Source organism: Streptomyces sp. NPDC059897 (assembly GCF_042730865.1).
Taxonomy (GTDB): Bacteria; Actinomycetota; Actinomycetes; order Streptomycetales; family Streptomycetaceae; genus Streptomyces.
Genome location: NZ_JBHWKQ010000002.1, coordinates 256,209 through 282,429, shown reverse-complemented (window position 1 = coordinate 282,429; position 26,221 = coordinate 256,209). Strand labels below are relative to the sequence as shown.

Below are 26,221 nucleotides of genomic sequence, written 5' to 3'. Positions count from 1 at the left end.
AGGCCATGTCTCAGGCCATGTCCGAGCCGCACACCGTCCCGGTCCCCGACCTCTCCGACGCGTTCGGCCGACCGCCCCGCGTGCTCGTGACCGGCGCGGGCGGGCCCTCAGGCGTGTGCTTCCTGCGGGCCCTGGACGGGGCCGCCGAGCGGTACGCCGCCGACATCGACCCCAACGGCGCGGGCCTGTACCTGGTGCCGCGCGCCTACCGCCTGCTGCTGCCGCCCGGACACGCCCCGCACTTCGCCGAGGCCGTGCTGAACCTGGCCCGCCGCCACGCCGTCGACGTCGTCGTCCCGACCGTGGACAGCGAACTCGTGGCCCTGGCCCGCGCCGCGGACTCCTTCGCCGAGGCCGGGGTGCGCGTGCTGGTGCCGTCCGTCGAAGGCCTGGAGGCCTGCCTGGACAAGTGGCGGCTCGCCGAGGCGTGCGAGGGCCGGGTGCGCCAGCCGGTCACCCGCCTCATCGGCCCCACGGACGTGCCCGGCGCCGACTTCGCGGGCGGCTTCCCCGCCATCGCCAAGCCGCGCACCGGTTCCGGCTCCCGCGGCGTCACCGTTGTCGAGAGCGCCGCAGACCTCGACCGGCTGCCCCAGGACGGCACGTACCTCCTCCAGGAGATGCTGCCGGGCACCGAGTACTCCGTGGACGTGCTCACCGACGCGGACGGGCGGGTGGTGGCCGCGGTGCCGCGCGCCCGCGACAAGACGGACTCCGGGATCGTCGTCGCCGGTCGTGTCCTGCACGACCCCGAACTGTCCGCGCTCGCCGAGGACACCGTGCGCACCCTGGGCCTGCGCGGCGTCCTCAACGTCCAGGTGCGCGAGGACCGCGAAGGCAAGCCCGCCCTCCTGGAGGTCAACCCCCGCCCGCCCGGCGGCCTGTCGCTGACCGTCGCCGCGGGCGTGGACATGCCCCGCTGGGCGGTCGCCGGGCTCCTCGGCGCGCCGCTGCCCGAGCGCATCGGCCACCGCGAGACCGCCGTCGTACGCCACTGGCAGGACGTCGTGCTGCACCCCAGCGAGCTGGGCGACATGGGCGACGTGCGCGAGGCGGGCGGGGCGGGAGCCGCCGCATGAGCGGCCACCCGCACCCGCTGCTCGGCGCGGACCTGCACACCCACACCGCCTTCTCCGACGGCCACGACCCGCTCGACCGCGTGGTCGCCGCCGCGGAGGCCGCCGGACTGCACACCCTCGTGCTCACCGACCACGTGCGCGCCGACACGGACTACCTGCCCGACTACGTCGCCGCCGTGCGCGCCGCGCGGAACCACACACAGGTGCACCTGGTCTGCGGGGTCGAGGCCAAGATCATGGACACCGAGGGGCGCATCGACCTCCCCGACGACCTCACCGGCATCGATCACGTAGCCCTCGCCGACCACCGCTTCCCGCTGCCCGACGGGCCCGCCCACCCGGACGAGGTCCGCGAGCGGATCGACTCCGGCGCCCTCACCCCGGCCGAGGCCCTCGACCACCTCCTGACGGCCACCACGCGCGCCGTCGCCCGCGTCCCGGCCGGCCGCACCGCGCACCTGGCCCACCTGTTCAGCGTGTTGCCCAAGGCGGGCCTGGACGAGACGGCGGTCGACGCGCACCTCCTCGCGCCGCTCGCCCGCGCCTGCCGGGAGCACGACGTCACGGTCGAGCTCAACGAGAAGTGGCGCTGCCCCGCCCCGCGCACCGCCGCGCTGCTGGCACGGGCCGGCGTCCACCTCGCCGCGGGCAGCGACGCCCACCGCGCGGAGGTCGTCGGCGTCTTCCCCTGGGTCGCCGGGGCGCTGACCGAGACCGAGAGGCGGTGCGCCGGCTGATGGAGATCCTGCACACCATCGCCGAGGTGATCGTCTTCCTCGGCGCCGTGCCCCTGGTCACCGCCGTCGTCCAGTTCCTGCTCATCGGCCTCCAGCGGTTCCGGCACCTGTACGAGGACCAGGACACCCTGCACCTGCCGCGCACCGCCGTCCTCATCCCCGCCTGGAACGAGGCCCCCGTCCTCACCGCCTCCGTCGAGGGCCTGCTCGCGATGCGCTACCCGCCCGACCGGCTGCGCGTCGTGGTCGTCGACGACGCCAGCACGGACGAGACACCCGAGGTGATGCGAGAGCTGGCCGACCGCCACCCGGGCCGGGTGATCCACCTGCGCCGCGAGAACGGCGGCCAGGGCAAGGCCCACACCCTCAACCACGGCCTGGAGCATGTCCTGCGCGACGACTGGGCGGAAGCCGTCCTCATCATGGACGCCGACGTCGTCTTCGACGAGGACGCGCTGTGGCGGATGACCCGGCACCTCGCGAAGCCGGACGTCGGCGCCGTGACCGCGTACATCAAGGAGGGCAGCGGAAAACAGGGCAACTACCTCACCCGCTACATCGCCTACGAGTACATCACCGCGCAGGCCGCCGCCCGCCGCGCCCAGAACGTCATGGGCGTCGTCGCCTGCCTCGCCGGCGGCGCCCAACTGCACAGCAGGGCCAACCTGGAGGACATCGGCGGCCGCATCGACACGACGACGCTGGCCGAGGACACCGTCACCACCTTCGAGACCCAGCTCGCGGGCCGCCGCGTCGTCTTCGACGGCTTCGCCACCGTCCTCGCCGAGGAACCCGGCGACCTGGCGGGACTGTGGAAGCAGCGGCTGCGCTGGGCCCGCGGCAACGTCCAGGTCACCCGCCGCTACAAGGACATCTGGTTCCGCGGCCGCACCGCGCGCGGCGAGCACCACCGCCTCGGGTCCTTCCTCTTCGGCCTGATCTGGTTCTCCCTGCTGATCACGCCCGTGCTGCTCGTGCTGTGCTCGGCGTCGCTGCTCTTCCTCTACCTCACCGACCCCGACCGCGCCTGGCCGCTGTTCCACTGGCTCTGGGTGACGAACCTGATCTGCTACCTCCTGATCACGTTCATGTCGGCCGTGATCGACCCCGGCACCTTCCGCCGCAGCTGGTTCGAGGCCCTGATCTACCCCGGCGCCATCGCCACGGCGATCCTCGTGATCACGGCGCTGCCCGGCATCTTCATGCCGCTCCTTGAACACTCCGGACTGCTCCCGCAGGACGGCTCGATCCACCCGGTGATGCTCGTCGTCTACGCCTGGCTCGCGCTCTCGATGCCGATCGCCTGGCTCGCCAAAATGCTCACTGGCACCCGGCTTCGGTGGCTGGCCCCGCCGCTGCTGCACCTGGCCGGATACGGCTCCCTGCTGGCGGCCTGCCTGGTCGCCTCCTTCGTCCAGGAACTCCGCAACAAGCAGATGACGTGGGACAAGACCGAGAAGACCGGAAAGGTGGCGGTGGGCCGATGACGCACGACGACCACGCACCGGAACAGCTCGCGCGGCGGGCGCGCGAGCTGACGCGCGAGGACCGGCGCAGCGATCACCGCCTGTTCTGGCTGGAACTGCTCGCGGTGCTGCTCGTCGCGGGGGTGCTGGTGGCGCGGTGGCTCTGGCTGCTGTGACGCCGCCGGCCGCGCGGCGAGGACGTGGGGCAGCCGGTCAGCGGGGCAGGACGAACGGATTGGCCCGCCGCGCCGCCAGGGTGAACCAGGCCGTCGTGCCTGTGTGCAGACTGGCGTAGATCTTGTCGCCGTCCCCGGTGTCCAGGCCGTCGGACGACGCGGCGACCAGGCCGTGGCCGTCCGCGTTCGGGGCGTCGGACTGCGCGGCCCGCAGCGAATCGAGGAACCGGTCCGCGTGCCCGGCATCCCCGTCCCCGTTGCGGGCCCGCAGCGCGCACACCAGGTGTGCGGTGCCCTCGAACCACACCTTGGACGTGTCGGCGTCGCTGACCGACACCCCCACGAAGCCCCCGTCCTCGGCCGCGAGACGCTTCCGCGCCCAGTCGACGGAGGCGGCGTGCCCGGCGTCCCGCGTGGCGAGGTACGACCACGTCTGCGGGTCCTCGGGGACGGGCATGCGGTTGACCGTACGGCCGTCGGTGCCGGTCCCGGTCCAGAACGCGCCCCGGTCGCCGTCCCACATGGCGTCGAGGAAGCCGGCGGCGGTGTCGCCCCGGGCGGCCCACTCCTGCTCGCCCACGTCGGCGAGTCCCCGGAAGAACCCCGCGACATCGGCGTTGTGCTCGCTGGACTTCCAGCGCACGACATCGCCCTGCGCGGTGACACCTCCGGCGTATCCGGGCACGCCCGACGGCCGGTACGCATGGCGCTGGATCCACTCGGCGGCGGCCACGGCGCCGTCGCGGAAGCCGGCCGTGCCAGTGGCTTTGTGGGCGTGCAGGAGGGCGAGGCCCGCCCAGGCGAGGGTGCCGGTGAAGGTGTCACCGGCCGCCACCTCGGGCCCCTTCCGCCCGTCCGGCACACGCCCCGACACGTACGACTGCCGCAGCCTGCCGTCCGCCCCGGAGTCCTCCTCCTGGAGCGCAAGGAGCGTACGGGCCAGCGCGGTGGCCCTCTTGAGGTCGGCGTCCGTGCCCCGGGCGCAGTAGGCGATGACCACGAGGGCGACGTCGTACGTGAAGGCCGTTGTGGAGTGGTCCCGCGCCATGTGGCCACCGGTGAAGCTGCGCGGCAGGCCGTGCGGGCTGCCGGCCGCTTCGTCGACCCGCCGGTCGAGGAACGTGTACGCACGCCGTACGGCGTCCCGCGCCGAGTCGTCGTGCGGAGTGCCGCCGGACCGGGCGCAGCCGAGGAGCGGGGCAGCGGGCGCCGCCACGGCGCAGCCCAGCAGCAGGGCGGAGAACGAGCGGCGGTTCATCGCGTGGCACGGCATGACCCCATACAAACCCATATCCACCCATTGGCGCCTTCTTGGGTGTACGGACGCGGCGTGGGCCGAGACCACCTCGCCTCGCCGCCCAGCCCTGTGCACCGAGCGATGAATTCGGACCGCGGGCCGGGTCTTCCCTGGTATGACCACCGTGAAAGCCAATGACATCGTCCTCGGCATCGAGTCCTTCGGCGCCGAGGACGCGCCCCCGGTGCTGCTCGTGGGCGGGACGACGATGTTGTCCTGGCCCGACGCGCTGTGCGAGCGCCTCGCCGCGGGCGGGCGCCGGGTCGTGCGCTACGACCTGCGCGACAGCGGCGAGTCCACGACCGGGGACCCGGAGGCGCCGGCCTACACGCTGCGCGACCTGGCCGCCGACGCGGCGGCCCTGGCCGAGGCGCTCGGCGGTGCTCGCGCGCACCTCGCGGGGATCGGCGTCGGCGGGATGGTCGCGCAGGTGGCCGCGCTCGACCACCCGGGGACGTTCTCGGCGCTCACCCTGGTCGGCACCCGCGCGGTCGCGCCCGGCCCGGTCGACGACGACCTCCCCGATCACGACGGGGCGACGATGGGCCGGCTCTTCTCGAGTCCGATGCCCGACTGGTCCGACCGCGAGGCGGTCGCGGAGTTCGCGGCGGCCGGCGCGGAGGTCATGGGCGACGACCCCGCCGCCGCCCGCTCGGTCGCGGCGCGGATCTGGGACCGCACGCCCGGCACCGACCCTCAGGTCCAGATGGCCAACCAGCTCGGGATGGTGTTCTCGCGGCTCGACTGCGCACCCCGCTGGCGCGAGCGGCTGCCCGGGATCGACGTCCCCACGCTCGTGGTGCACGGCCGCCGCGACCCGTTCTTCCCTGTGGGCAACGGCGAGGCGATCGCGAGGGAGGTCCCCGGAGCGCGGCTGCTCGTCCTGGAGGAGGCCGCCACCGCGATCCGTGCCGCGGACGTCGGGGAGATCGCCGAAGCGATGCTGACCCTGCGCTAGCGCGGGCGACCCTCCGCCCCCTCCCGACGAGCAGCAACACCCGCTCCCCTCCAGCGGGTGCTGCCACGTCCATGGGCCGCTCGTGACCGGCGACAGCCGGTCGAGCGGAACGGGTCGCCCGACACCGGGTGCCCCGCGGTTCACGTCATCGTAGGAGAAGCATCAAGTGCCGCACAGTTCCGGCCAGTTGTCGCGACGGAACGGCGGTCGAGGGTGTAGAGGGCGGCCGGTGCCGAGCTTCAGGGTTTGTGGGGTGCCCGCAGCTCCACCGCGTCGAGGAGCAGTCCGAGAACTGTCTCGAACTGGTCGTCCTCGTCCGCGGCGGCCAAGTGCGGCGCGACCGACGCGAGGTGCGGATAGGCGGTCGGCGACACGGCCAGGTACTCGCGCCGCCAGGCCAGCCGGTCGCCTTCCCGCGCCGTGCTGTCGAGCGCGGCGAGGGCGGCCTCCTGGGCGCCCATGGCGAGGGCGGTGTCGGCGAGCGCGCGGTAGTAGCGGGCCGCCTCCCGGTCGCCGAAACCCGCCTGCCGCAGCGCGCCGATGACGAGGTCCGCGCCCCGGAACTCGGCGTCGCGGCGCGAGACCCGGCCTGCCACGACGGCGGCGACCTGCGGGTGGGTGAGGCAGGCGCTGCGGACGCGGCGGGCCAGGCCGGCCAGCGTCTCACGCCAGGAATCCGTCGGCTCGTACCCCGTGACGGCCTCCTCGATCAGCTGCTCGGCGAGCCCGAGCAGGATGTCCTCCTTGCCGGAGAAGTGGCGCAGCACGGCGGTGTGGTTCGAGCCGAGTTCGGCGCCGAGGCGGCGCAGGGTCAGGGCGTCGGGCCCCTCGCGTTCGACGAGGGCGCGGGCGGCGTCCAGGATCCGGTCCCGGTTCAGGGCGGTGGACGGCGGCCGGCCGCGCCGGGCGGCCGGTGCGGGGGCGCCGCCGCCCTGGACGCCGTGGTCTGTCATGGCGCCAATCCTATGCACCGGCCCGCCCGGTCACTCCGCCTCGGACAGGTGGTCGACCAGGGCCGAAAGCGCCGCCACGGTCTCGGCGTCCCGGTCCGGATCCTCGGCCGTGGGCCAGGCGCTCGTCTTCACCACGACGACGTCCGCCACCGGATCGACCCACAGGAACTGCCCGTAGATGCCGAGCCCCGTGAAGGCGCGGTGCTCGCCGCCGAGCGTCCACCACTGGTTCGCGTAGCCGTAGTGCGCGGGGTAGAGCTCGCTGAGCGCTCCCGGCCGCAGGAACTCCTTCCCGCTGCCGCGTCCGCGCTCGACCCACTCCTCGGGGACGACCTGCTCGCCGTCGACGGTGCCGCCGCGCGCCATGAGCAGCCCCACTCGGGCCATGTCCCGCACCGTCGCGTTGAACGATCCGCCGCCGACGGCGGTCCGCGGACGGCCGCGCGTGAGCCCGTAGTACGCGTCCGTCTCCGCGCCGATCCGGCTCCACAGCCGCTCGGCGGCGTACCGCGCCAGCGGCATGCCGGTGGCGCCCTCGAGGACCCAGCCGAGGACCTGCGTGTCGAGCGTCGAGTAGTTGAAGAACGTGCCGGGGTCCGCACCCGGGTCGACGGAGCGGACCACGTCGAGCACCGAGCCGCGGCCGGTCACGGCCCGCATCAGACGGTTGACGGGCGCCTGCGGGTCCTCGTAGTCCTCGACCCCGCCGGCGCCGCTCGTCATGTCGAGCAGATCCGCGACCGTCGGCCCGTCATAGGCCGACCCGGCCAGCTCGGGGCAGTACGTCACCGCTTTGTCGTCGAGGGAGCCGAGCGCGCCCTCCGCCAGGGCGATGCCGAGCAGCACCGACGTCACCGACTTGGTGAGCGAGAACAGCTGGAAGCGGCGGGCGGGCCCGCCGAACCGGCCCGGGTAGCTCTCGTGCACGAGCCGCCCGCGGTGCAGCACGGCGAACCCCGTGGTGTGCGTGCGCGCGTGCAGCTCCTCCAGCGTGCGGCGCGCGCCCCGGAACTCGTACGTGAACCCGGGCGGCAGCTCGCCCTGGGGCAGCGGGCGCGGCCGCGCGGCGGCGGGCACGGCAGCCGCCGGCAGCACCGTCGACATGTGCGTGAACGTCCACTCGTTCACGGGCCGCCGGAACGCGACCTCCTCTTGGTGCCGCCACAGCCAGGCCATCCCTGCCCCGGCGGCGACCGCCGCTCCGCCTGCCATCCATCGCGCCGTGCGTGCCATGCGTGTGCTCCCGAGGGCTCTCCGCCGATTTATGAACCAATGGTGACACCGGTGGTTCGGCCGGGGCAATGGGCTGTCGACGGCGGGATGGGACGGCCCGGCGCCCGGGTCTCGCCGTGCGCCGCCCGGCAGACCGGGTCAGTCTTGAAGCGGGCCGCACAGGCGGCCACGGACGGTGCCGGGAACGACAGGGAGCGCGCGCATGGCAGGCCATGTACTGGTCGGGGCCGACGGATCCGATTCGAGCCTGGAAGCCGTGGCGATCGCGGCCCGGGAGGCGCGGGCCCGCGGCCTCGGGCTGCGGATCGTGCACGCCTTCATCTGGCCGGTGATGCGCGCCGCCGGATTCGCGGCGGCCGCGGACGCGCTGCGCGGACAGGCCGACGCCGTGGTCGCCTCGGCCGTCGAACACGCCCGCGCCGCCGAGCCCGACCTCGCCGACATCGAGGGCGAGGTCGTCAAGGGCGAGCCGCTGACCATCCTGACGGTCCGCTCGGCGGACGCGGACCTGGTCGTCGTCGGCAGCCGCGGCCTCGGGGCCTTCACCGGGCTCCTGATCGGCTCGGTCGCGGTGTACCTGGCCGCGCACGCCAAGTGTCCCGTGCTCGTCGTGCGGGGCCGGGCCGACGCGGGCGGCCTGGTCGCCGTCGCGGTCGATTCGTCGGGTGACGCGCAGGCCGCGGTCGAGGCGGCGTTCGGCGAGGCCGAGCGCCGCGGCACCGGTCTGCTGGCCCTGCACGTCTGGAACACCTGGTCCGCCGAGGGCCCGGACCGCCCCGGCGCCCTGACCCCGCTCGTCTCCAACATCAGCGAGCTGCGCAAGGCGGCCGGCCAGACCCTCACCGACGCGCTCGCCCCCGGCCTGGTCGCCCACCCGCACATCTCCGTGGAGCGGCGGCTGGTGGAGGGCAGGGTGCGCCCCACCCTGATCGAGGCCTCCAAGGAGGCCGGGCTGATCGTCGTGGGCGCCCGCGGCCGGGGCGGCTTCAAGGGGCTGATCATGGGCTCGGTCAGCCAGGCCCTGCTCCTGCACGCGGACTGCCCGGTCCTCGTCGTCAGGGACGGCCACGAGGACGACGCCTGAGCAGTCCGTGGCCGGAGCCGCTGCCGGGTTTGCGGAGGTCAACCGGGCACTGTGGGCCAGAATTTGGCCCGCTGTGCTCACTGTCCGTGACGTCGCGGTTGGACACTGCCCGGGAGCGTCTGGCAAGGTCGCCGGTCCGATCCCGTAGACCCGATGGGAGGGGCGCGATGACCGAAGTGAACACCATCAGCGTCGAGGAAGCGACAGCCGTCGCGCGGCTGCGCATGAACACCACGACGCTCGACATCCCCAAGGACTTCGACCGCTGGTCGCCCGACGAGATGTCGGACTGGCTCGAACAGACAGAGGACGACCCGGACGTCTCCGACGAGGACTTCTACGAGGCCCAGCAGACCGTGAACCGGGTGCTCGGCGTCGAGGACGCCTGACCTCAGCCGCGCTCGCCGTACGCCGCCGCGATCTCCTGCGGCGACGCCCACCGGCTGTACGTCGGTGACTTGGGCCAACCCGCGGGGGAGTCCTGCCACTCCTCCTGCCGGCCGTACGGCAGCAGGTCGACCAGGCCGAACAGATAGCTCAGCTGCTCGGTGCCGCGGCCGTCGGTGTGCCAGGTGCGGTACACCGTGTCGCCGTCGCGCAGGAACACATTGACCGCGAACCCCGCGTTCGGCGGTGCGCCGACATCGGCGCCGAACGGGCTGTTCGCGGTGGAGTACCAGGTCATCGTGTTGCCGACCTTGCGCCGGTACGCGAGCGCCTCGTCGATGGGCCCCTGCGTGACGATCACGAAGCGGGCGTCGAACTTCTCGAGGCCCGCGAGCCGGGTGAACTGGGACGTGAAGCCGGTGCAGCCGCCGCACTGCCACTCCTCGCCCGCGTGCCACATGTGGTTGTAGACGATCAACTGCGGGTGCTCGCCGAAGACTTCGGCGAGCCGCACGGGGCCGTCCGCGCCCTCCAGCACGTAGTCGGGCATCTCGACCATCGGCAGCCGGCGCCGCTGGGCCGCGATGGCGTCGAGCTCCCGGGTGGCGGCCTTCTCGCGGACCCGCAGCGCCGCCAGTTCCTTCTCCCACGTGGCGCGGTCGACGACGGGCGGCAGGGCGTTGCCGGTGGTGGACATGGTGCCTCCGGACGGTGAGGTGCGGTGCGCGGACCGCGCGTATCGCGCGTACTTCCTTACGTGGGTGGGGACCGCCGCGGGCGCGGAAACTCATCGGTGGCCGCCGCGATTCCCCGGGAGCCCGTCCGGCCGGACGTCACCCGTTCGGCCCAGCCCCGATGGTCCGGGCCCCGGCGCGGCCAGAGGCTGGGGCATCAGGGCCCGTGGCGGTGGGACCCGCGCAAGGGGCGGGACCGTGGCCGGTGCGGAGCCCCGGTACCTGAGGAGGGACCCGATGCCCGCGCACGATCTGCCCCCGGACGACGGAAGCGACGCGGCGGACGCCGACAAAGGGTTCGTGGCGGCCCTGGAACCCGGCGTCGTCAAGAACGCCGACGGTGCGACCGTCTGGAACAGTGACGCGTTCGCGTACCTGAGGGAGCGCCCGGAGCCCGCGGACACCGTCCACCCCAGCCTGTGGCGGCAGGCCGCGCTCTGCGCGCGCCAGGGTCTCTACGAGGTCGCCGAAGGCGTGTACCAGGTGCGCGGCCTCGACCTGTCGAACATGTCGCTGATCGAGGGCGAGCGCGGCGTCGTCGTCGTGGACCCGCTGGTGTCCGCCGAGACGGCCGCCGCGGCGCTCGGCCTGTACCGCGCGCACCGCGGCGACCGGCCGGTGACCGCGGTGATCTACACCCACCCGCACTTCGACCACTTCGGCGGCGTGATGGGCGTGATCAGCCCGGACTCCGACGTGCCGGTCGTGGCACCCGAGCACTTCATGGAGCACGCGGTCTCCGAGAACGTCTACGCGGGCACCGCGATGATCCGGCGCGGCGTGTACTTCTCCGCCTTCGGGACACCGGCCGGGCCCACCGGGCAGGTCAACATGGGGCTCGGGATGGCCACGTCGTCCGGCTCGGTCGGCCTGATCCCGCCGAGCGTGATGATCACGAGGACCGGTCAGGAAGAGGTCCTGGACGGCGTGAAGTTCGTCTTCCAGATGACACCGGGCACCGAGGCGCCCGCGGAGATGAACTTCTACCTGCCCGACCGCCGCGCCCTGTGCATGGCGGAGAACGCCTGCCACACCCTCCACAACCTGCTCACCCTGCGCGGCGCCCAGGTCCGCGACGCCCGCATGTGGTCGCGCTACCTCAACGAGGCACTCGAACTCTTCGGCCACGAGGCCGAGGTCGTCTACGCCTCCCACCACTGGCCGACCTGGGGCACGGACCGCATCGCGCAGTTCCTCGGCCAACAGCGCGACCTGTACGGCTACTTGCACGACCAGACGCTGCGCCTGATGAACTCCGGACACACCGGCATCGAGATCGCCGAGGAGATGCAGCTCCCGCCCGAGCTGGAGAAGGCCTGGCACACGCGCGGCTACTACGGCTCCGTCTCGCACGACGTGAAGGCCATCTACCAGCGCTACATGGGCTGGTTCGACGGCAACCCCGCCCATCTGTGGCAGCACCCGCCGCAGGCCCAGGGCGAGCGGTACGTGCGCGCGCTCGGCGGCGCCGACCGGGCCGTCGAGGCGGCGCGGGCCTTCGCCGACGAGGGCGATCTGCGCTTCGCCGCCGAACTCGCCTCCCACGTCGTCTTCGGCGCCCCCAGTCACGCCGGCGCCAAGGAACTGCTCGCCGACGTACTGACCCGGCTCGGGTACGGCGCCGAATGCGCGACGTGGCGCAACTTCTTCCTCGAAGGGGCGCACGAGCTGACGGACGGCGCCCCGAAGACCCCGATCGCGCTCGCGTCGAGCATGGCCTCGGCCCTCTCGGTGACGCAGATCTTCGACTCGCTCGCCATCCGCGTCAACGGCCCGCGCGCCTGGGACGTGCGGCTCAGCATCGTGTGGAAGGTGATCGACCTCGCGGAGACGCACCGCATGGAACTCTCCAACGGCGCGCTCGTCCACTTCCCCGAGCCCCGCGACACCGAGGCCGACCTGACGGTGACGCTCACCAAGGCCCAACTCCTCGGCATCCTGGCGGGCCACGGCCTCGACGGCATCGGCCAGCAGGGCGACGCGACGGCCCTGGCCCGCCTCTTCGGCCTCCTGGACGAACCGGACCCGAACTTCGCGATCGTGACGCCCTGACGCACCGACCGATCCTGGCAGCACAAGGTGAAGGGGCGGCGGATGGGAACCGAGCGGCAGGGCGGTCCGAAGAAGTGGCTGCGCGGACTCGGCCGCCCCAGCTCCGCCGACGCGGCCAGCGGCGCGGTGACCGGGCTGTTCTCCATCCCGGAGGGCATGGCGTACGCGGCCATCGCCGGCTTCAATCCGGTCGCGGGCCTGTACGCGGGCGTCGTGCCCGCGATCGTCGGCTCGCTGACCTCCCGTACGGTCCTGATGGTCACGACGCTCACCAGCGCCATCGCCCTGACCTCGCAGAGCGTGCTGTCGGATGCCGGGCTCGACCCGAAGAGCGCGGGCAACATCGCGATGCTGACCGTGCTAGTCGGCGTGGTGATGCTGCTGATGGGGGTGCTGCGGCTCGGAGTCGTGATGAGCTTCGTGTCGAACGCCGTCATGACCGGCTTCGCCACCGGGATCGCCCTGCAGATCATCGTCGGTGTTCTCAAGGACGCCACCGGTTACACCCCGCAGGGCCACAACAAGCTGTACCAGGTGGGGGACTGGCTGGCACACGTCGGCGACTGGAAGGGGGCGGCGACCCTCGTCGCCGCCGTCACCGTCGCGGTGTGGGCGGCCACACGCGCGGTGCGGCGACTGGAGTCGGTGGCGCTGCTGGTGGCGATGGTCGTCGTCAGTGTCGGGGTGGCCGTGGCGGGCACGGACGTCGAACTGGTGCGGGACATCGCGCACATCCCCGGCGCCCTGCCGACCTTCTCCGCCCCCGACCTGTCGGCGCTCCCCGACCTGCTCACCGGCGCCTGCTCCGTCGCCCTGGTCGCCCTCGCGCAGGCGGCGGGCATCTCCCCGTCCATGCCCAACCCCGACGGCTCCCGCTCCGACGTCAACGCGGACTTCCGCTCCCAGGGGTACGCCAACGTCCTCGGCGGCCTCTTCCAGGCGCTGCCCAGCGGCGGTTCGATGTCGCGGACCGGCGTCGCGGTGAGCGCGGGCGCCCGCACCCGCTGGGCCGGAGTGATCTCCGGCGTCTTCCTCGCCCTGGTCGTCCTGGTCTGTGGCTCGCTCGCCGAACGCATCCCCATGCCGGTCATCGGCGGCCTGATCCTGGTGGTCGGCGGCGAACTGATCTGGGGCAAGCGCCGCGACATCGCACTCGTGCTGCGCACCTCCTGGATGTCGTCGGCCGCGATGATCCTGACCTTCCTGGCCACCACCCAGCTCCCGCTCCAGCAGGCCATCGTCATCGGCGCGGTCCTGTCCCTGCTCCTGTACTGCGCCCAGGCCGCCCGCCAGGCGAAACTCATCGCCCTGACCCGCACGCCGGACGGCACCTGGCACACCGCAACGCCCCCGAAGCGGCTGCCCGCGGGCGAGGTCACGGTCCTCGACTACGCGGGCACCTCCTTCTTCGCCGAACTCCCGCGGATCGAGGGCGAGCTGCCGTCGCCCGACGGGGCCCGCGACGCGGTCCTCGTCCTCGTCGTCCGTACCCTCCCCGACGTCCCGTCCTCCGCCGTCATCAAACTCCTCGACCGCTACGCCCGCTCCCTCGACAAGGCCGGCGGCCGCCTGATCCTCGCGGGCGCGCAGCCTTCTCTCGTCCGGGTCCTGAAGTCGACGGGCCTGAGCGACCGCCTCGGCATCGTCCCCGCCGCCCCCGAACTGCTCGGACCGCTGGCCACGGCGGAGGCGCAGGGGCGGGAGTGGATCGCGGGGCGGCGCGAACAGGGGCCGGCCCCGGCTACGGAGTGACGACAGGGAAGTCCGGATCGAAGTCGTCGAGCAGCCCCGCGAGCCGCTCCGGCTCCGCCGAGTACCAGGAGTGTCCCTGGGGCGCACCCGCTCCGGCAGCCTCGGCCCACCCGGCGCGGTGTCACGGCGGGTGTCTCGTAGGGTGCCCTCACGGTCCCGTCCACCAACGGGGCCGTGACGGGCCGAGTGCGGGGGAGTGGCCATGCGGCGAATGCGCGGGCACCGGCGGCGCTTCGGGGCGCGGGTCGCGGTGCTGGTGTCAGGGGCCCTGCTGGCCATGACCGGGGCGGCGGTCCCGGGGCTCGCGCAGGAACAGGTCCAACTCACGCTCGACGTGCCCGAGGCGTCCGGGCTCTACGTGCACCTCACCGCACGCGCCGACAACACCGCGGACGTACGCGCGGACATGCGGATGGAGATCCAGCCGCCCGACCTGACACCGGCCGGCCCGGAGCGGGTGCCCGGCCTGGCCGGGCCGGACGAGCCGGTCGAGCTCCGGCCGGGCTTCGTCAACGAGAGCGGTCGGCCGGTCGGGAAGTTCGCGCTGCGGATGAACGCCTACAACCGTCATCTGACGGTGGACCAGAAGTACCGCAACTGCTGGTACCCCGACACCGAGGACGAGGCCTCGGACGCGGGGCTGGCGGGGACCGAACTCGCCTGGTGCGAGTTCGACACACCCGTGCCCCCGCACACCGCCTGGCGGATCGCCCAGCCGATGATCGGGTACCTGGACGCGGGCATTCCCGCGGAGAGCGTCCGCTATGAACTGCTCTACGGGGGAAGGGACAAGGCCGCCTACCCGCACCGGGGAAGCGGTCCGGAGCTGACACTCGAACGCGTTCCCACCAGTGACATCAAGGAGAGCCGCGACGCCTGGGGCGCACTGATCGTGTACGGCACCGCGCAGGTCGACTACGCGCCGGTCGTCGAGGGGCCCGTCCGCGGCAAGGTCGGCCAGACCGTAACGGTGCGCATCGGCGCGCGCAACGTCAACGGCGGCAAGCTGCCCGGCGTCAACCCGGACCGCTTCGAGATCGTCCCGCCCGAGGGCACCACGATCACCGGCACGCCCTACACGGTGGACGGCGACCCGATGAGCAACGCGTGCAAGCGCCCCGCGAAGGGCTCCCGCGTGTGGCGGTGCGGCCTGGGCAGCGAGGCGTTCGAGCAGATCGACGGCCGCAAGGGCGCCCGCACGACCGTGACCGTGCGCCTGCGCATCGACGACAAGGTGCCCGGTGCGCGCGGCACGGTCCGTGTCATCGGCAAGTACGACCGCACGAACGACAACGACAGCGCGGCACTGGCGACCGACATCAACGGCCGGGTGGGGACCTCCCCGATCGCCATCGGTGCGGCCGCGGCCGGCGGCCTCGTGGTCGTGGCGGGCGGCGTGGTGCTGGCCCGCCGGTACCTGAGGGGCAGGCGGGGCTGAGGGCCCCGGTCCCGCCTGCGCCCGCTCAGTGCTTGATGCCCACGCCCGCGAGGAGGCTGATCTCGGCGTCCGCGATCTCCGTCCCGTCCTCCGGGTTGTCGCGGCGCCAGCGGTGGCAGCAGATGATGCCGGGCTCGATCAGGTCGAGGCCGTCGAAGAAGCGGCGGACGTCGCTGTGCGAGCGGAACTGCACGGGCGTCCCGGAGTTGGTGTACGCCTCCGCCACCCCGTTCCACGTCTCCGGGTCGAAGTCCGGCGTGCAGTGGTTCATGGCGAGGGCGCTGCCCGGCGGGAGCGGCTCGAGCAGCCGGCGCACGATCGCGTACGGGTCGTGCGGGTCGGTGACGAAGTGCATCAGCGCGTTGAGCGAGAGCGCGATGGGCTTGGTGAAGTCCAGGACCTCGGCGTCCTGCACGGCGTCGAGCAGCGTCTCGGGGTCGGTGACCGTGGCCTCGATGTAGGCCGTGCGTCCCTGGGTCGTGCTGCGCATGAGGCGCTCGGCGTACTTGAGGACCAGCGGGTCGTTGTCGGCGTAGACGACGCGGGCCTCGGGGACGAGGGACTGGGCGACCTGGTGGAGATTGGGCTCCGTGGGGATGCCGGTGCCGATGTCGAGCCACTGGCGGATGCCGTGCTCCTGCGCGAGCACGCGGGTGGCCCGGTGCATGAACGCACGGTTCTCGCGGGCGGTGACAGGCAGGCCGGGGTGGGCCTTGGCGGCGACCATGGCCGCCTCCTTGTCGACCTCGAAGTGGTCCTTGCCACCGAGGAAGTAGTCGTACATCCGGGCCGAGTGGGCCTTGCTCGTGTCGAGGTCCCGGCCGGACTGCCTGGTGGTCATGTGCTCCCTTTCATCGGTGTGACTGTCGGTCCACAGGCCGGGAACGCCGGCGGTGTCGGCGCCCCTCCCGCAGGCCACCGGCTCAACCGGCGGCCAAGTGATCGGCCATGCCCTGCTTCACGCCACGGACGAACGCGGCGATCTCCTCCGGTGTGTAGATCAGCGCCGGCCCGGCCGGGTCGGTGGACTGCCGCACGGCCACGCGGCCGTCGGCCAGCAGCTTCGTCTCGACGCACTGCCCGCCGTTGGGCCCGCTCCAGGGGCGCTCCCAGCCCTGCTCCCCGAGGTTGCGGGCCGGCATCCCGTTGTAGACGCCCTCTTCGACTTCGACGACCGTCATGTTGAGTACTCCTTGCGCATACGGTTCAAGAGCGCCCTGCTGTCATCCGACGACGTCAGCAGCGCCATGCGCGAATGCGCCTCAAGATGGGCGACCACGTCCGCGCGCTGGTCCAAATAGACGGATGCGGACAGGAGTTCGCTGTAGACGATGTCGGGCAGCTCGGGTTCTTCGAACCGGAAGTACGTGAACGGGGCGCACGCCCCGACATGCGCGCCCGCGGAGAACGGCACGATGTCCAGGCTGATGTGCGGTAGCTCGGACACGTCCAGGAGGCGCTCGATCTGCTCCCGCATCACGTCGGGGCTGCCCACCTCCTTGTGCAGGACAGCCTCCTCCATGACCACCCACAGTGTGGGGGCGTCCTCCTTCTCCAGAAGGCTCTGGCGGCGCAAGCGCAGCGCCACGCGGCGCTCGAGGTCCTCCTCGCTGCCGTTCGGCAGGCCGCCGCGCAGGACCGCGCGTGCGTAGTCGGGGGTCTGCAAGAGGCCCGTGACGTACTGCGGTTCGTAGGTGCGCAGGGTCTTGGCGTCGGTCTCCAGGCTGACGTAGGCCGTGAACCAGCTGGGGACGGCGTCCCGGTAGGAGTGCCACCAGCCCGGCTCGTTGGCCTGTTCGGCGAGGTCGACGAACTCGTCGATCTCCTGCCGGCCCGCGCCGAAGGTCTCCAGGAGCTTCTCCACATAGAGAGGCTTCAGCGCCACCTCGGCCTTTTCCAGCCGCCGGATCGTCAGCGTCTTCACGCGCAGTGCCTTCGCCGCGTCCTCCAGCGAGGCACCGGCAGCCAGCCGCATGTCCTGGAGCCGACGGCCCAGGATCATGCGCAGCACTGTCGGCGCGCTCGTAGCAGAACGGGCCTCACTCACGCCCAACCTCCTGAAGTTTCATCAACAAGAGCATTCTTGCAGTGACTTGATGATGACGCCAGGGTGATACCCCGCTCGCTGAAATTATCAGGGAGTCGGTTGCAGCGTGCACGCGATCACGCGCATAGTTGCACTGTGAGCGGTCACGTCACGTCTCTGACGCGGCATCAGGCCCCGTCGCGGGCCGCGATGCCCGGCTGGGCCCGTGCCCCTCACGGCTCGAGCTGTAGCCCGCACCCCCACACCGCGCCCGCCCCGCGGAAGGCACTGGAAGGCGACATTCGTGACACTCCCCACGCCCCTGGCCCCGGCTGCGTCCCCCGCCTTAGCCACCACCTCGCCCGGCCGGCAGTTCTGGTTCGGACTGCCCGCGCGGCGCACGAGCGCGAGATCCGCCCGCGACACCGTGCGCGAGCGGCTGAGGTCCTGGGAGGTGCCGGGCGACACCTGTTGCGACGCGGTGCTGCTGGTGTCCGAGCTGACCACGAACGCCCTGCTGCACACCGAGAGCGATCAGGTCCTGTGCGGCCTCACGCTGACCGACGACGAGCGCAGCCTGCGCATCGAACTCCACGACGAAGGCACCACTCCGGTGCGGCCGCCCGAGTACCGTGCCGGGCCGGGCGAGGAGGGCGGGCGCGGCCTGTTCCTCGTCCAGCAGCTCGCCGACCGCTGGGGCTCCGCGCGCTCGACGCGGGCCGAAGGGAAGGTCGTCTGGGCCGAGTTGACGGCCTTCTCCTGAGTCCACGGAGACCGGCCGGCTCGCCCCACGACCCTCGCGCGGCGAGGAATCCATTCTCCTTGATCCCATTACAGGAGGCGCCCATGACCCCCCACTGCGACACCGCGACACCCGCCGTTCTGTACGTATGCGCCGACCGGGCCCCGGACGCGACCGGGCCCGCCACGCAGTGCGCGCAGACCGAGGGCCGCGCGTTCGCCCAGGAACGCGGACTGACGATCGCCGAGGTCGTCACCGACACCTACGGCGAGCCCGACCCGGCCCGGCGCACCGGCTGGCGGCGGGTGCGACAGCTGGTGCAGACCGGCGACGTCACCGCGGTCCTCGTCCGCTGGCCCTGCGCCATCGCCCCGGAGTCCGCGCACGAACTGCGGCACAGAGAGACCAGCTGGCTGCGGGACCACGGTGTGCGCGTCCGCTACACCTGGGCGCCCCTCACGAGTCCAGGCCCCCTCGCTTGACGAGCTGAGCCGCGATCACGTTCCGCTGGATCTCGTTCGTGCCCTCGCCGACGATCATCAGCGGCGCGTCGCGGAAGTAGCGTTCGACGTCGTACTCGGTGGAGTAGCCGTAACCGCCGTGGATCCGGACGGCGTTGAGGGCGATCTCCATCGCCGCCTCGGACGCGTACAGCTTCGCCATCCCCGCCTCCATGTCGACCCGCCGGCCCGCGTCGTACTCCCGGGCCGCGTGCAGGGTCAGCTGGCGGGCCGCGGTGAGCTTGGTGGCCATGTCGGCGAGGTAGTGGCCGATCGCCTGGTGCTGCCAGATCGGCTTGCCGAACGACTCCCGCTCCTGCGCGTACGCGAGCGAGTCCTCGAGGGCGGCCCGGCCGACGCCGAGGGCGCGCGAGGCGACCTGCAGACGGCCGGTCTCCAGGCCCTTCATCATCTGCCCGAACCCCTTGCCCTCCGTCCCGCCGAGGACACTGCCGGCGGCGGCGACGTACCCGTCGAAGGACAGCTCGCAGCTCTCGACCCCCTTGTAGCCCAGCTTGGGCAGGTCGCGGGAGACGGTGAGGCCGGGGCCGTGCTCGACCAGCAGGATCGAGATGCCCCGGTGGGTGGGCGTCGCGTCCGGATCGGTCTTGCACAGCAGCGCGATGAGCCCGGAGCGGCGGGAGTTGGTGATCCACGTCTTGGAGCCGTTGACGACATACGTGCCGTCCTCCTGGCGGCGGGCCGAGGTGCGCATCGCCTGGAGGTCGCTGCCGCCGCCCGGCTCGGTGAGCGCCATCGTCGCCCGCAGCTCGCCGGTCGCCATGCGGGGCAGATACGCCGCCTTCTGCTCCTCGGTGCCGTAGAGCGTGAGCAGTTTGGCGACGACGGTGTGGCCGCCCATGGCGCCCGCGAGGCTCATCCAGCCGCGCGCGAGCTCCTCGGTGATCAGGACGTACGCGGGCATCGAGACCGGGGTGCCGCCGAACTCCTCCGGGACGGCGAGCCCGTAGATGCCCATCTCCTTCATCTGTTCGATGAGGGCTTCCGGGTAGGTGTTGGAGTGCTCCAACTCCTGTGCGACCGGCTTGACGTGCTTGTCGACGAAGTCGTGCACGGTCTCGACGACGAACCGCTCGTCGCTTTCCAGGGCGTCCAGGGTGCTCACGGGGCGTTCTCCTCTGCTTGCTGTCGTGTCGCGATGTCCGGGGGAGGGGGAGCGGGGTGTCAGATCGCGCCCGCCGCGCGCAGGCCCGCGATCTGTTCGGCGGTGCGTCCGCGCTCCGCCAGGAGCCGTTCGGTGTGCTCGCCGAGGGCGGGCACCGGGTCCATCCGGGGGTCGATTCCGGCCAGGTCGGCCGGGGGCCGCAGCGCCTGGACGGGGCCGCCGGGCGTGCCGACCTCGTGCCAGCGCCCGCGGCCCGCGAGCACCGGGTGGTCGAGGAACTCGGCGACGTCGTTGACGCCCGCGTTCGCGATGCCCGCCGCGTCGAGCACCTCGGCGGCGTCGGCGCCGTCGCACGCCAGAAAGCGCTCGGCGATGACGGCGTTCAGCTCCTCGCGGTGGGCGACGCGGGCGGAGCCGGTGGCGAAGCGCGGGTCGGCGGCCAACTCGGGCCGCTTCAGGAACTGTTCGCACAGGGCGCGCCACTCGCGCTCGTTCTGTACGGAGATCAGGATCCGCTTGCCGTCGCGCGCCGGGTAGGCGCCGTACGGGGCGATGGTGGCGTGCTGGGTGCCGATGCGAGGCGGCTGGGTCCCGCCGTAGCGGGTGTAGTTGGCGGGCTGGCCCATCCACTCGGCCAGTGCCTCGAACAGTGACACCTCCACGGCGTGCGCGACGCCGGTGGTGGCGCGGGTGAACAGGGCGGTGAGGATGCCGCTGTAGGCGTACATCCCGGCGGCGATGTCGGCGATCGACACACCGGCCCGCGCGGTCTCCTCCGCCGTGCCGGTGAGCGAGACCAGGCCGGTCTGGCACTGCACCAGCATGTCGTACGCCTTGCGGTCGGCCCATGGTCCGTCGGTGCCGTAGCCGGACACGGTGCACGGGATCAGGCGTGGGTGCCTCGCGGTCAGCGTCGCGGCGTCCAGGCCCAGGCGGGCGGCGGCGCCGGGCCCGAGGTTCTGCACGAACACATCGGCGTCCGCGAGGAGTTCGTCGAGGATGCCGCGCCCCGCCGGGGACTTCACGTCCAGGGTGAGCGACTCCTTGCCGCGGTTCAGCCAGACGAAATAGCTCGACTCGCCGTGCACCGTGGTGTCGTAGTGCCGGGCGAAGTCGCCGCCGTCGGGCCGCTCCACCTTGATGACGCGGGCGCCGAGGTCGGCCAGCTGCCGGGTGGCGTACGGCGCGGCCACGGCCTGTTCGAGGCTGACGACGGTGATCCCGGACAGCGGGTGCGTCGGCGGCGGGGCGGCACGGTCGGTCGTCCCGGTCATGCGGTGGCCTCCAGGAGCAGGGGGTGGTCGAGTGCGTTGCCCGGGGCGGCCGGCGGGCGGCCTCCCCATGACGACTAACATCATGGGTCTTCATGGCAATGCCCGTGAAATAGCAAATCGTGATGCCGCCATGCGCGGCGCGGATGGCGGGGCGAGGGGCGGAGCGCGATGGACATCAAGCAGCTCAAGGCACTGGTGACGGTGGCCGAAGTGGGCAGCGTGACGCGGGCCGCGACGGTCCTGCACCTGGTGCAGCCCGCCGTGACCCGCCAGATCCGCACCCTTGAGGAGGAATTGGGCGTCCCCCTCTTCGAACGGACCCGGCAGGGCATGCGCACCACCGAGGCCGGGGCGGCCGTGGTCGAGCGGGCCCGGCGTGCGCTGCACGAGCTGGAGCGGGCCCGCGCGGAGGTGCGGCCCACGCCCGGCGAGGTGTCCGGCATCGTCACCGTCGGCCTGCTGGAGAGCACGCTCGAACTGCTCGCCGAACCCCTGGTGACAGCCATGCGCGAGGCCCACCCCGGTGTGCAACTGCGCGTGATGACCGCCTACTCGGGCCACCTCCAGCAGTGGCTCGACGACGGCGACCTCGACCTGTCGCTGCTCTACAACCTCGGCAGCGCACCCTCCCTGAACGTACGCCCACTGGTGCGCGAGCGGCTGTGGGTGGCCGCGCCGCCGGAGGCCGGGCTCCGCGCCGACAAGCCCGTCCCGTTCGCGGAGGCGGCGGCGCGCCCCCTGGTGATGCCGACGTCCGGGCACGCGCTGCGGGCCCTCATCGAGTCGGCGGCGGCCCGTGCGGGGGCCCGCATCGAGGTGGCGGCGCAGACCAACTCGATGCCCGTACAGAAGCAACTCGCACGAGCCGGACACGGCTGGACCGTGCTGCCCGGCGTGGGACTCGCCGAGGACGTCGCCGCGGGCACGCTCAGCGCCGCGCCCCTGTGCGAGCCCGCCGCCTGGCGCTCCATCGTCCTGGGCACACCCCGCACCGGCCGCACTCCACCCGCGGTGAACGTCGTCGCGCGGGAGCTGGTACGCCAGGTGAACGCGGCCGTGGAAAGCGGCGGATGGCCTTCTGCGCGGCTCCCCGAGACGGAGGACGAGGGCGGAACGGCTGAGTGAGAAGAAGATCCAGGGGATGATCGAGAACGTGTACACCGAAGAAGGCACCACCACGGCCCCCGACGGCACGACCCTCGCCTACCAGACACGCGGCACCGGACACCCGCTCGTCCTCCTCGCAGGGCAGGCCAACAGCCACCACTGGTGGGACACGGTGCGCGACGACTTCCATCCGGCCCGCCGCACGATCACCGTCGACTACCGGGGCACGGGCGCCAGCGGCCGGCCCGAGGCCATGGACGGCTACGCGACCTGGCAGTTCGCGGACGACGTGATCACCGTGCTCGACGCCCTGGGCATCGAGCGCGCCGACCTGTACGGCACCTCCATGGGCGGGCGCGTCGCGCAGTGGGCCGCCGCGCGCCACCCCGGGCGGATCCGGCGGCTCGTCCTCGGCTGCACCTCACCCGGCGGCCCCCACGCCGTGGAGCGTGACGCCGAGGTGCGCCACGCCCTCGCCCGCACCGAACCGGGCGCCGCCGAGGAGGCACTGACCGACCTCATGTACACCCCCGCCTGGCGCGCATCCCACCCCGGCCCGTACAACACGCTGGGCGATCCCTCGATGCCGCCGCACGCCCGCCGCGGCCACCTGCGTGCCAGCAGCGGGCACGACGCCTGGGACGCGCTGCCGTACATCATGGCGCCCACGCTCATCCTCCACGGCGACCAGGACCGGCTCACCCCGCCCGACAACGTGCCGCTGCTCGCCTCCCGCATCCCCGACGCCATGACGTTGATGTTCCCCGGCGCGCGCCACGCCTACTTCGAGGAGTGCCGGGCCGAGGCGGGGACGGCGGTCGTCAGGTTCCTCAAGGGGGCGCCGCTGTAGGGCGAGGCGCGGGGGAGACATGTCCGGCGTCCATGCCCGCGACGCATGGACGCATCACCGAATTCTATTGTTCCGCATCCCACATCAGCGCTCATGATGAGTGGCGTTTTGAGCCGCCCGACCAACGCCGATCGAGCACTGAGTACGGAGACGCCACGGATGCCACGGACGAGCAGGACACCCGCCACAAGACCACCCTCCCGCGTCACCGCGAACGTCGTGCGCGGCTGCCTGGGCAACCTCATCGAGTGGTACGACTGGTTCGCCTACGCCACCTTCAGTGTCTACTTCGCGCCGGTGTTCTTCCCTGAGGGCAGCCAGACCGCCCAACTCCTGTCCACCGCCGTCGTGTTCGCGGTCGGATTCCTGATGCGCCCGCTCGGCGGCTGGCTGCTGGGTGGCTACGCGGACCGGTTCGGCCGCAGGCAGGCGCTGACCCTCTCCGTGCTCCTGATGAGCGCCGGATCGCTCGTTATCGCCCTGTCGCCGGGGCATGACGTCATCGGCCTGTGGGCGCCCGCCCTCCTCGTGGTGGCACGCCTGGCCCAGGGCCTTTCGGTGGGCGGCGAGTTCGGCTCCAGCGCCTCCTACCTCTCCGAGGTGGCACCGCCCGGGCGGCGCGGCTTCTACTCCAGCTTCCAGTACGTGTCCATCGTGCTCGGCCAGCTCTCCGCACTGCTCGTCGCGATCGTCCTGCAGAACGTGCTCACCGAGGCCCAACTGGCGAACTGGGGCTGGCGCATCCCGTTCGTCATCGGGGCGGTGGCCGGCCTGACCGTCATGTACCTGCGGCGCACCATGGAGGAGTCCGAGCACTTCCAGAAGGAGCGCGCTCGCGCCACCGACGGCGAACGCAAGGGCCTCGTCGCCCTGTTCAAGGAGTACCCGCGCCAGCTCCTCGCCGTCTTCGGCCTCGCCATCGGCGGCACCGTCGCCTTCTACACGTACACCACGTACCTGCAGAAGTACCTCGTGAACACCGCGGGCATCCCCAAGTCGACCGTCACGGTCATCGGGTTCGCGGCCCTGTTCGTGTACATGCTGCTGCAGCCGCTGGTCGGCGCGCTGTCCGACCGGGTGGGCCGCCGCCCCGTCATGTTCGGCTTCTCCATCGGCTGCATGGTGCTCACGGTCCCGGTGATGACCTTCCTCGGACACACCAGCAACCCGTGGGTGGCCTTCCTCCTGATGACTCTCGCCCTCGCGTTCGTCACCGGGTACTCGGCGCTCGCCGCCATCGTCAAGGCCGAGATGTTCCCCACGAAGGTGCGCGCCCTGGGCGTCGGCCTCCCGCACGCCCTCGTCACCGCGACCTTCGGCGGGCTGACCGAACCGGTCGCCCTCGCCCTCAAGCAGAACGGGCACGAGACCGTGTTCTTCTGGTACGTGACCGGCTGCGTCGGCCTCACACTCCTGGCCACGCTCCTCGTGCGCGAACCGTCCCGCGACTCCCAGCTGGAGACCGAGCAGGGCTCAACGGTGGCCCCCGCCAAGCCCGACGCCACCACCCCCGCGTGACACCCACCCCTCGACGGAAGGCAAGCACCCCCATGGCACCCGCCGCCTCCACCCCGTCCCTCGCCTCCTACGTGGAGTCCTGGGCGCCCTCCGCGACCACCGACGAGGACGCCCTGCCGCCGGGCCCCGCCGCCGCCCTCTCGGCCGTCCTCGACCTGCCCGAACCGGCCGCGAAGGCGGGCGACCGGCTGCCCCCGCTGTGGCAGTGGCTGTACTTCCTGGAGTGGCCCGCCCAGCGCGAACTCGGCCCCGACGGACACCTCGCCGACGCCCGCTTCCTGCCCCCGATCCCCGACCGGCAGCGCATGTTCGCCGGTGGCCGCGTGCACGTCGAGGAGCCGCTGCGCCTCGGCGAACCCGCCGAACGTGTGTGCAGCCTCGCCTCCGTCACTCCCAAGAGCGGCCGCAGCGGCGAACTCCTCTTCGTCACCGAACGCCGCGAGTTCCGCCAGGCGGGCCGCACCCGCCTCGTCGAGGAACAGGACATCGTCTACCGCTCCGGACGCAGCGCGGCGGCGGCCCACCCCACCACGGTCGACACCACGGCCCTCCCGCACACCGAGGACACCTGGCAGCTGCGGGCCCAGCCCGACGAGCGCCTGCTGTTCCGGGTCAGCGCACTGACCGCCAACGCGCACCGCATCCACTACGACACCCCGTACTGCCGCGACGTCGAGGGCTACCCCGGCCTCGTCGTGCACGGCCCGCTGCTCGCACTGCTGATGCTGGACCTCGTACGCCGCAACTCGCCCGAACGACAGGTGAGTTCGCTCTCCTACCGGCTGCACCGGCCCGCCTTCGCCGGGGAACACCTGCTGGCCACCGGGACACCCGCGGACGAGGGGCGGGGCGCCCGGCTCGGTGTCGCCACCCACCGTGAGGCGCGGCACGCCTCCGCGGAGGTGACCTTCGCATGACCGATGCCCTCGACGTGATCGCCGCCGCGCGCACCCTCCTCTTCGTGCCCGGCGACCGCCCCGACCGCTACGCCAAGGCGCACGCCTCCGGCGCCGACCTCGTCATCATCGATCTGGAGGACGCCGTCGCCCCGGCCGGCAAGGACGAGGCGCGTACACACGTCGCCGCCTGGCTGGCCGCGGGGCACCGGCCGGTCGTGCGGATCAACGCCCCCGGCACCCCCTGGGCCGAGGCCGACCTCGCGGTCGCGGCGGAACACGGCTGCCCGGTGATGGTCCCCAAGTCCGCGGACCCGGCGGCCCTTTCGGAGCTCGCGGCGCGAACGGCCGGACGCTGCCCCCTCATCGCCCTGATCGAGACGGCGCGCGGGGTGCTGCGCGCCCACGAGGTGGCCGAGGCGGCGAGTGTGGTGCGCCTCGCCTTCGGCAATGTGGACCTCGCGGCCGACCTCGGGGTCGCGCACGACGACCACCTCGCGCTGACCCACGCCCGCTCCCAGGTGGTGCTCGCCTCGGCCGCCGTGGGCCTGTGCCCTCCGCTCGACGGCGTCACCACCGCCGTACGGGACACGGACGCCCTCACCGCCGATGTCACGCACGGCCGCCGCCTCGGTTTCGCGGGCAAGCTGTGCGTCCACCCGGCCCAACTCGCCCCCGTGGCAGCGGGATTCGCGCCCAGCGAGTCCGAACTGGCCTGGGCGCGCTCCGTACTCGCCGCGGGCGACGCGGTCACCACGGTCGACGGCCAGATGGTCGACAAGCCGGTCCTGGACCGGGCCCGCCGCCTGCTGGCCCAGGCGGACCGGGCGGGCTGA

The 26,221-nt window shown here is 72.5% G+C and carries 26 protein-coding genes; 17 read left to right on the top strand and 9 right to left on the bottom strand.

Annotation, left to right across the window (positions count from 1 at the left end; all coding sequences use genetic code 11):
• The first annotated feature begins 5 nt into the window (after positions 1–5).
• From ACFV9W_RS04020 to ACFV9W_RS04005, 4 genes are read left to right on the top strand one after another with little or no spacing between them, the layout of a single operon-like run.
• Entirely contained in the window at positions 6–1,079 is a 1,074-nt protein-coding gene (locus ACFV9W_RS04020; protein ID WP_385755341.1) for an ATP-grasp domain-containing protein, read from the top strand.
• Positions 1,076–1,816 carry a PHP domain-containing protein gene (locus ACFV9W_RS04015; RefSeq protein ID WP_385755339.1) on the top strand — a complete coding sequence of 247 codons (741 nt, stop codon included), beginning with the start codon at positions 1,076–1,078 and terminating at the stop codon, positions 1,814–1,816. Before ACFV9W_RS04020 ends, ACFV9W_RS04015 begins: the two co-directional genes overlap by 4 nt.
• Entirely contained in the window at positions 1,816–3,303 is a 1,488-nt protein-coding gene (locus tag ACFV9W_RS04010; protein ID WP_385755338.1) for a glycosyltransferase, read from the top strand. The genes ACFV9W_RS04015 and ACFV9W_RS04010 overlap by 1 nt, the downstream gene beginning before the upstream one ends.
• On the top strand, positions 3,300–3,458 hold the full coding sequence (locus tag ACFV9W_RS04005) for a hypothetical protein (RefSeq protein WP_385755336.1): 159 nt from the start codon (positions 3,300–3,302) through the stop codon (positions 3,456–3,458). Before ACFV9W_RS04010 ends, ACFV9W_RS04005 begins: the two co-directional genes overlap by 4 nt.
• Before the next feature lie 37 nt (positions 3,459–3,495).
• On the opposite strand, the gene ACFV9W_RS04000 is transcribed toward ACFV9W_RS04005, so the two are convergent.
• Positions 3,496–4,731, bottom strand: a complete 1,236-nt coding sequence (locus ACFV9W_RS04000) for a hypothetical protein (protein WP_385755334.1) — start codon at positions 4,729–4,731, stop codon at positions 3,496–3,498.
• Positions 4,732–4,870: 139 nt separating this feature from the next.
• Between ACFV9W_RS04000 and ACFV9W_RS03995 the strand changes: the two genes are divergently transcribed.
• Positions 4,871–5,713 (top strand): alpha/beta fold hydrolase, encoded by an 843-nt coding sequence (locus ACFV9W_RS03995; protein ID WP_385755333.1) that lies wholly within the window; start codon positions 4,871–4,873, stop codon positions 5,711–5,713.
• Between the two features lie 239 nt (positions 5,714–5,952).
• Here the strand turns inward: ACFV9W_RS03995 and ACFV9W_RS03990 are convergent, their stop codons facing one another.
• Complete coding sequence (locus ACFV9W_RS03990; RefSeq protein ID WP_385755331.1) at positions 5,953–6,666, bottom strand: TetR/AcrR family transcriptional regulator; 714 nt, start codon at positions 6,664–6,666, stop codon at positions 5,953–5,955.
• 30 nt (positions 6,667–6,696) lie between these two features.
• Positions 6,697–7,899 carry a serine hydrolase domain-containing protein gene (locus ACFV9W_RS03985; RefSeq protein WP_385755329.1) on the bottom strand — a complete coding sequence of 401 codons (1,203 nt, stop codon included), beginning with the start codon at positions 7,897–7,899 and terminating at the stop codon, positions 6,697–6,699.
• Between the two features lie 202 nt (positions 7,900–8,101).
• Here ACFV9W_RS03985 and ACFV9W_RS03980 point away from each other — a divergent pair, with 202 nt between their 5' ends.
• Positions 8,102–8,983, top strand: a complete 882-nt coding sequence (locus ACFV9W_RS03980; protein ID WP_385755327.1) for a universal stress protein — start codon at positions 8,102–8,104, stop codon at positions 8,981–8,983.
• A gap of 167 nt (positions 8,984–9,150) precedes the next feature.
• Positions 9,151–9,372: a hypothetical protein gene (locus ACFV9W_RS03975; RefSeq protein ID WP_385755325.1), complete on the top strand. Its 222-nt coding sequence runs from the start codon at positions 9,151–9,153 to the stop codon at positions 9,370–9,372.
• 2 nt (positions 9,373–9,374) lie between these two features.
• Here ACFV9W_RS03975 and ACFV9W_RS03970 read toward each other — a convergent pair whose 3' ends face one another.
• Positions 9,375–10,067 carry a DUF899 domain-containing protein gene (locus ACFV9W_RS03970; RefSeq protein ID WP_385755323.1) on the bottom strand — a complete coding sequence of 231 codons (693 nt, stop codon included), beginning with the start codon at positions 10,065–10,067 and terminating at the stop codon, positions 9,375–9,377.
• Between the two features lie 274 nt (positions 10,068–10,341).
• Here ACFV9W_RS03970 and ACFV9W_RS03965 point away from each other — a divergent pair, with 274 nt between their 5' ends.
• The 3 genes from ACFV9W_RS03965 to ACFV9W_RS03955 all read left to right on the top strand — a co-directional run bounded on the left by ACFV9W_RS03965 (position 10,342) and on the right by ACFV9W_RS03955 (position 15,346).
• Entirely contained in the window at positions 10,342–12,156 is a 1,815-nt protein-coding gene (locus ACFV9W_RS03965; protein ID WP_385755321.1) for an alkyl/aryl-sulfatase, read from the top strand.
• A 42-nt stretch (positions 12,157–12,198) separates the two neighbouring features.
• Entirely contained in the window at positions 12,199–13,908 is a 1,710-nt protein-coding gene (locus ACFV9W_RS03960) for a SulP family inorganic anion transporter (protein ID WP_385755319.1), read from the top strand.
• Between the two features lie 202 nt (positions 13,909–14,110).
• Positions 14,111–15,346 carry a hypothetical protein gene (locus ACFV9W_RS03955; protein WP_385755318.1) on the top strand — a complete coding sequence of 412 codons (1,236 nt, stop codon included), beginning with the start codon at positions 14,111–14,113 and terminating at the stop codon, positions 15,344–15,346.
• Positions 15,347–15,371: 25 nt separating this feature from the next.
• Here the strand turns inward: ACFV9W_RS03955 and ACFV9W_RS03950 are convergent, their stop codons facing one another.
• From ACFV9W_RS03950 to ACFV9W_RS03940, 3 genes are all read right to left on the bottom strand, one after another.
• The gene (locus tag ACFV9W_RS03950; RefSeq protein ID WP_385755316.1) at positions 15,372–16,187 is read right to left on the bottom strand and encodes an SAM-dependent methyltransferase; all 816 of its coding nucleotides are present in this window, start codon (positions 16,185–16,187) and stop codon (positions 15,372–15,374) included.
• Positions 16,188–16,269: 82 nt separating this feature from the next.
• A complete protein-coding gene (locus ACFV9W_RS03945) occupies positions 16,270–16,527 on the bottom strand; it encodes a DUF397 domain-containing protein (RefSeq protein ID WP_385755314.1) in 258 nt (85 codons plus the stop codon).
• Positions 16,524–17,393 (bottom strand): helix-turn-helix domain-containing protein, encoded by an 870-nt coding sequence (locus tag ACFV9W_RS03940; protein WP_385755312.1) that lies wholly within the window; start codon positions 17,391–17,393, stop codon positions 16,524–16,526. The genes ACFV9W_RS03945 and ACFV9W_RS03940 overlap by 4 nt, the downstream gene beginning before the upstream one ends.
• Before the next feature lie 301 nt (positions 17,394–17,694).
• On the opposite strand from ACFV9W_RS03940, the gene ACFV9W_RS03935 reads away from it, so the two are divergent.
• Positions 17,695–18,135, top strand: coding sequence for an ATP-binding protein (locus ACFV9W_RS03935; protein ID WP_385755524.1), 441 nt, complete (start codon positions 17,695–17,697; stop codon positions 18,133–18,135).
• Positions 18,136–18,218: 83 nt separating this feature from the next.
• Positions 18,219–18,596, top strand: coding sequence for a recombinase family protein (locus ACFV9W_RS03930; RefSeq protein WP_385755310.1), 378 nt, complete (start codon positions 18,219–18,221; stop codon positions 18,594–18,596).
• Here ACFV9W_RS03930 and ACFV9W_RS03925 read toward each other — a convergent pair.
• Both ACFV9W_RS03925 and ACFV9W_RS03920 read right to left on the bottom strand, forming a co-directional pair.
• Positions 18,571–19,740 carry an acyl-CoA dehydrogenase family protein gene (locus tag ACFV9W_RS03925; RefSeq protein WP_385755308.1) on the bottom strand — a complete coding sequence of 390 codons (1,170 nt, stop codon included), beginning with the start codon at positions 19,738–19,740 and terminating at the stop codon, positions 18,571–18,573. The genes ACFV9W_RS03930 and ACFV9W_RS03925 overlap by 26 nt on opposite strands.
• Positions 19,741–19,799: 59 nt before the next feature.
• Positions 19,800–21,014 (bottom strand): CaiB/BaiF CoA transferase family protein, encoded by a 1,215-nt coding sequence (locus ACFV9W_RS03920; RefSeq protein ID WP_385755306.1) that lies wholly within the window; start codon positions 21,012–21,014, stop codon positions 19,800–19,802.
• Positions 21,015–21,182: 168 nt separating this feature from the next.
• On the opposite strand from ACFV9W_RS03920, the gene ACFV9W_RS03915 reads away from it, so the two are divergent.
• The 5 genes from ACFV9W_RS03915 to ACFV9W_RS03895 all read left to right on the top strand — a co-directional run bounded on the left by ACFV9W_RS03915 (position 21,183) and on the right by ACFV9W_RS03895 (position 26,221).
• Positions 21,183–22,139, top strand: a complete 957-nt coding sequence (locus tag ACFV9W_RS03915; RefSeq protein ID WP_385755305.1) for a LysR family transcriptional regulator — start codon at positions 21,183–21,185, stop codon at positions 22,137–22,139.
• 16 nt (positions 22,140–22,155) lie between these two features.
• A complete protein-coding gene (locus ACFV9W_RS03910; RefSeq protein ID WP_385755303.1) occupies positions 22,156–22,971 on the top strand; it encodes an alpha/beta fold hydrolase in 816 nt (271 codons plus the stop codon).
• A 159-nt stretch (positions 22,972–23,130) separates the two neighbouring features.
• Positions 23,131–24,489: an MFS transporter gene (locus ACFV9W_RS03905; RefSeq protein ID WP_385755302.1), complete on the top strand. Its 1,359-nt coding sequence runs from the start codon at positions 23,131–23,133 to the stop codon at positions 24,487–24,489.
• Positions 24,490–24,521: 32 nt separating this feature from the next.
• Positions 24,522–25,406, top strand: a complete 885-nt coding sequence (locus ACFV9W_RS03900; RefSeq protein WP_385755300.1) for a hypothetical protein — start codon at positions 24,522–24,524, stop codon at positions 25,404–25,406.
• Positions 25,403–26,221 carry an HpcH/HpaI aldolase/citrate lyase family protein gene (locus ACFV9W_RS03895; protein WP_385755299.1) on the top strand — a complete coding sequence of 273 codons (819 nt, stop codon included), beginning with the start codon at positions 25,403–25,405 and terminating at the stop codon, positions 26,219–26,221. The genes ACFV9W_RS03900 and ACFV9W_RS03895 overlap by 4 nt, the downstream gene beginning before the upstream one ends.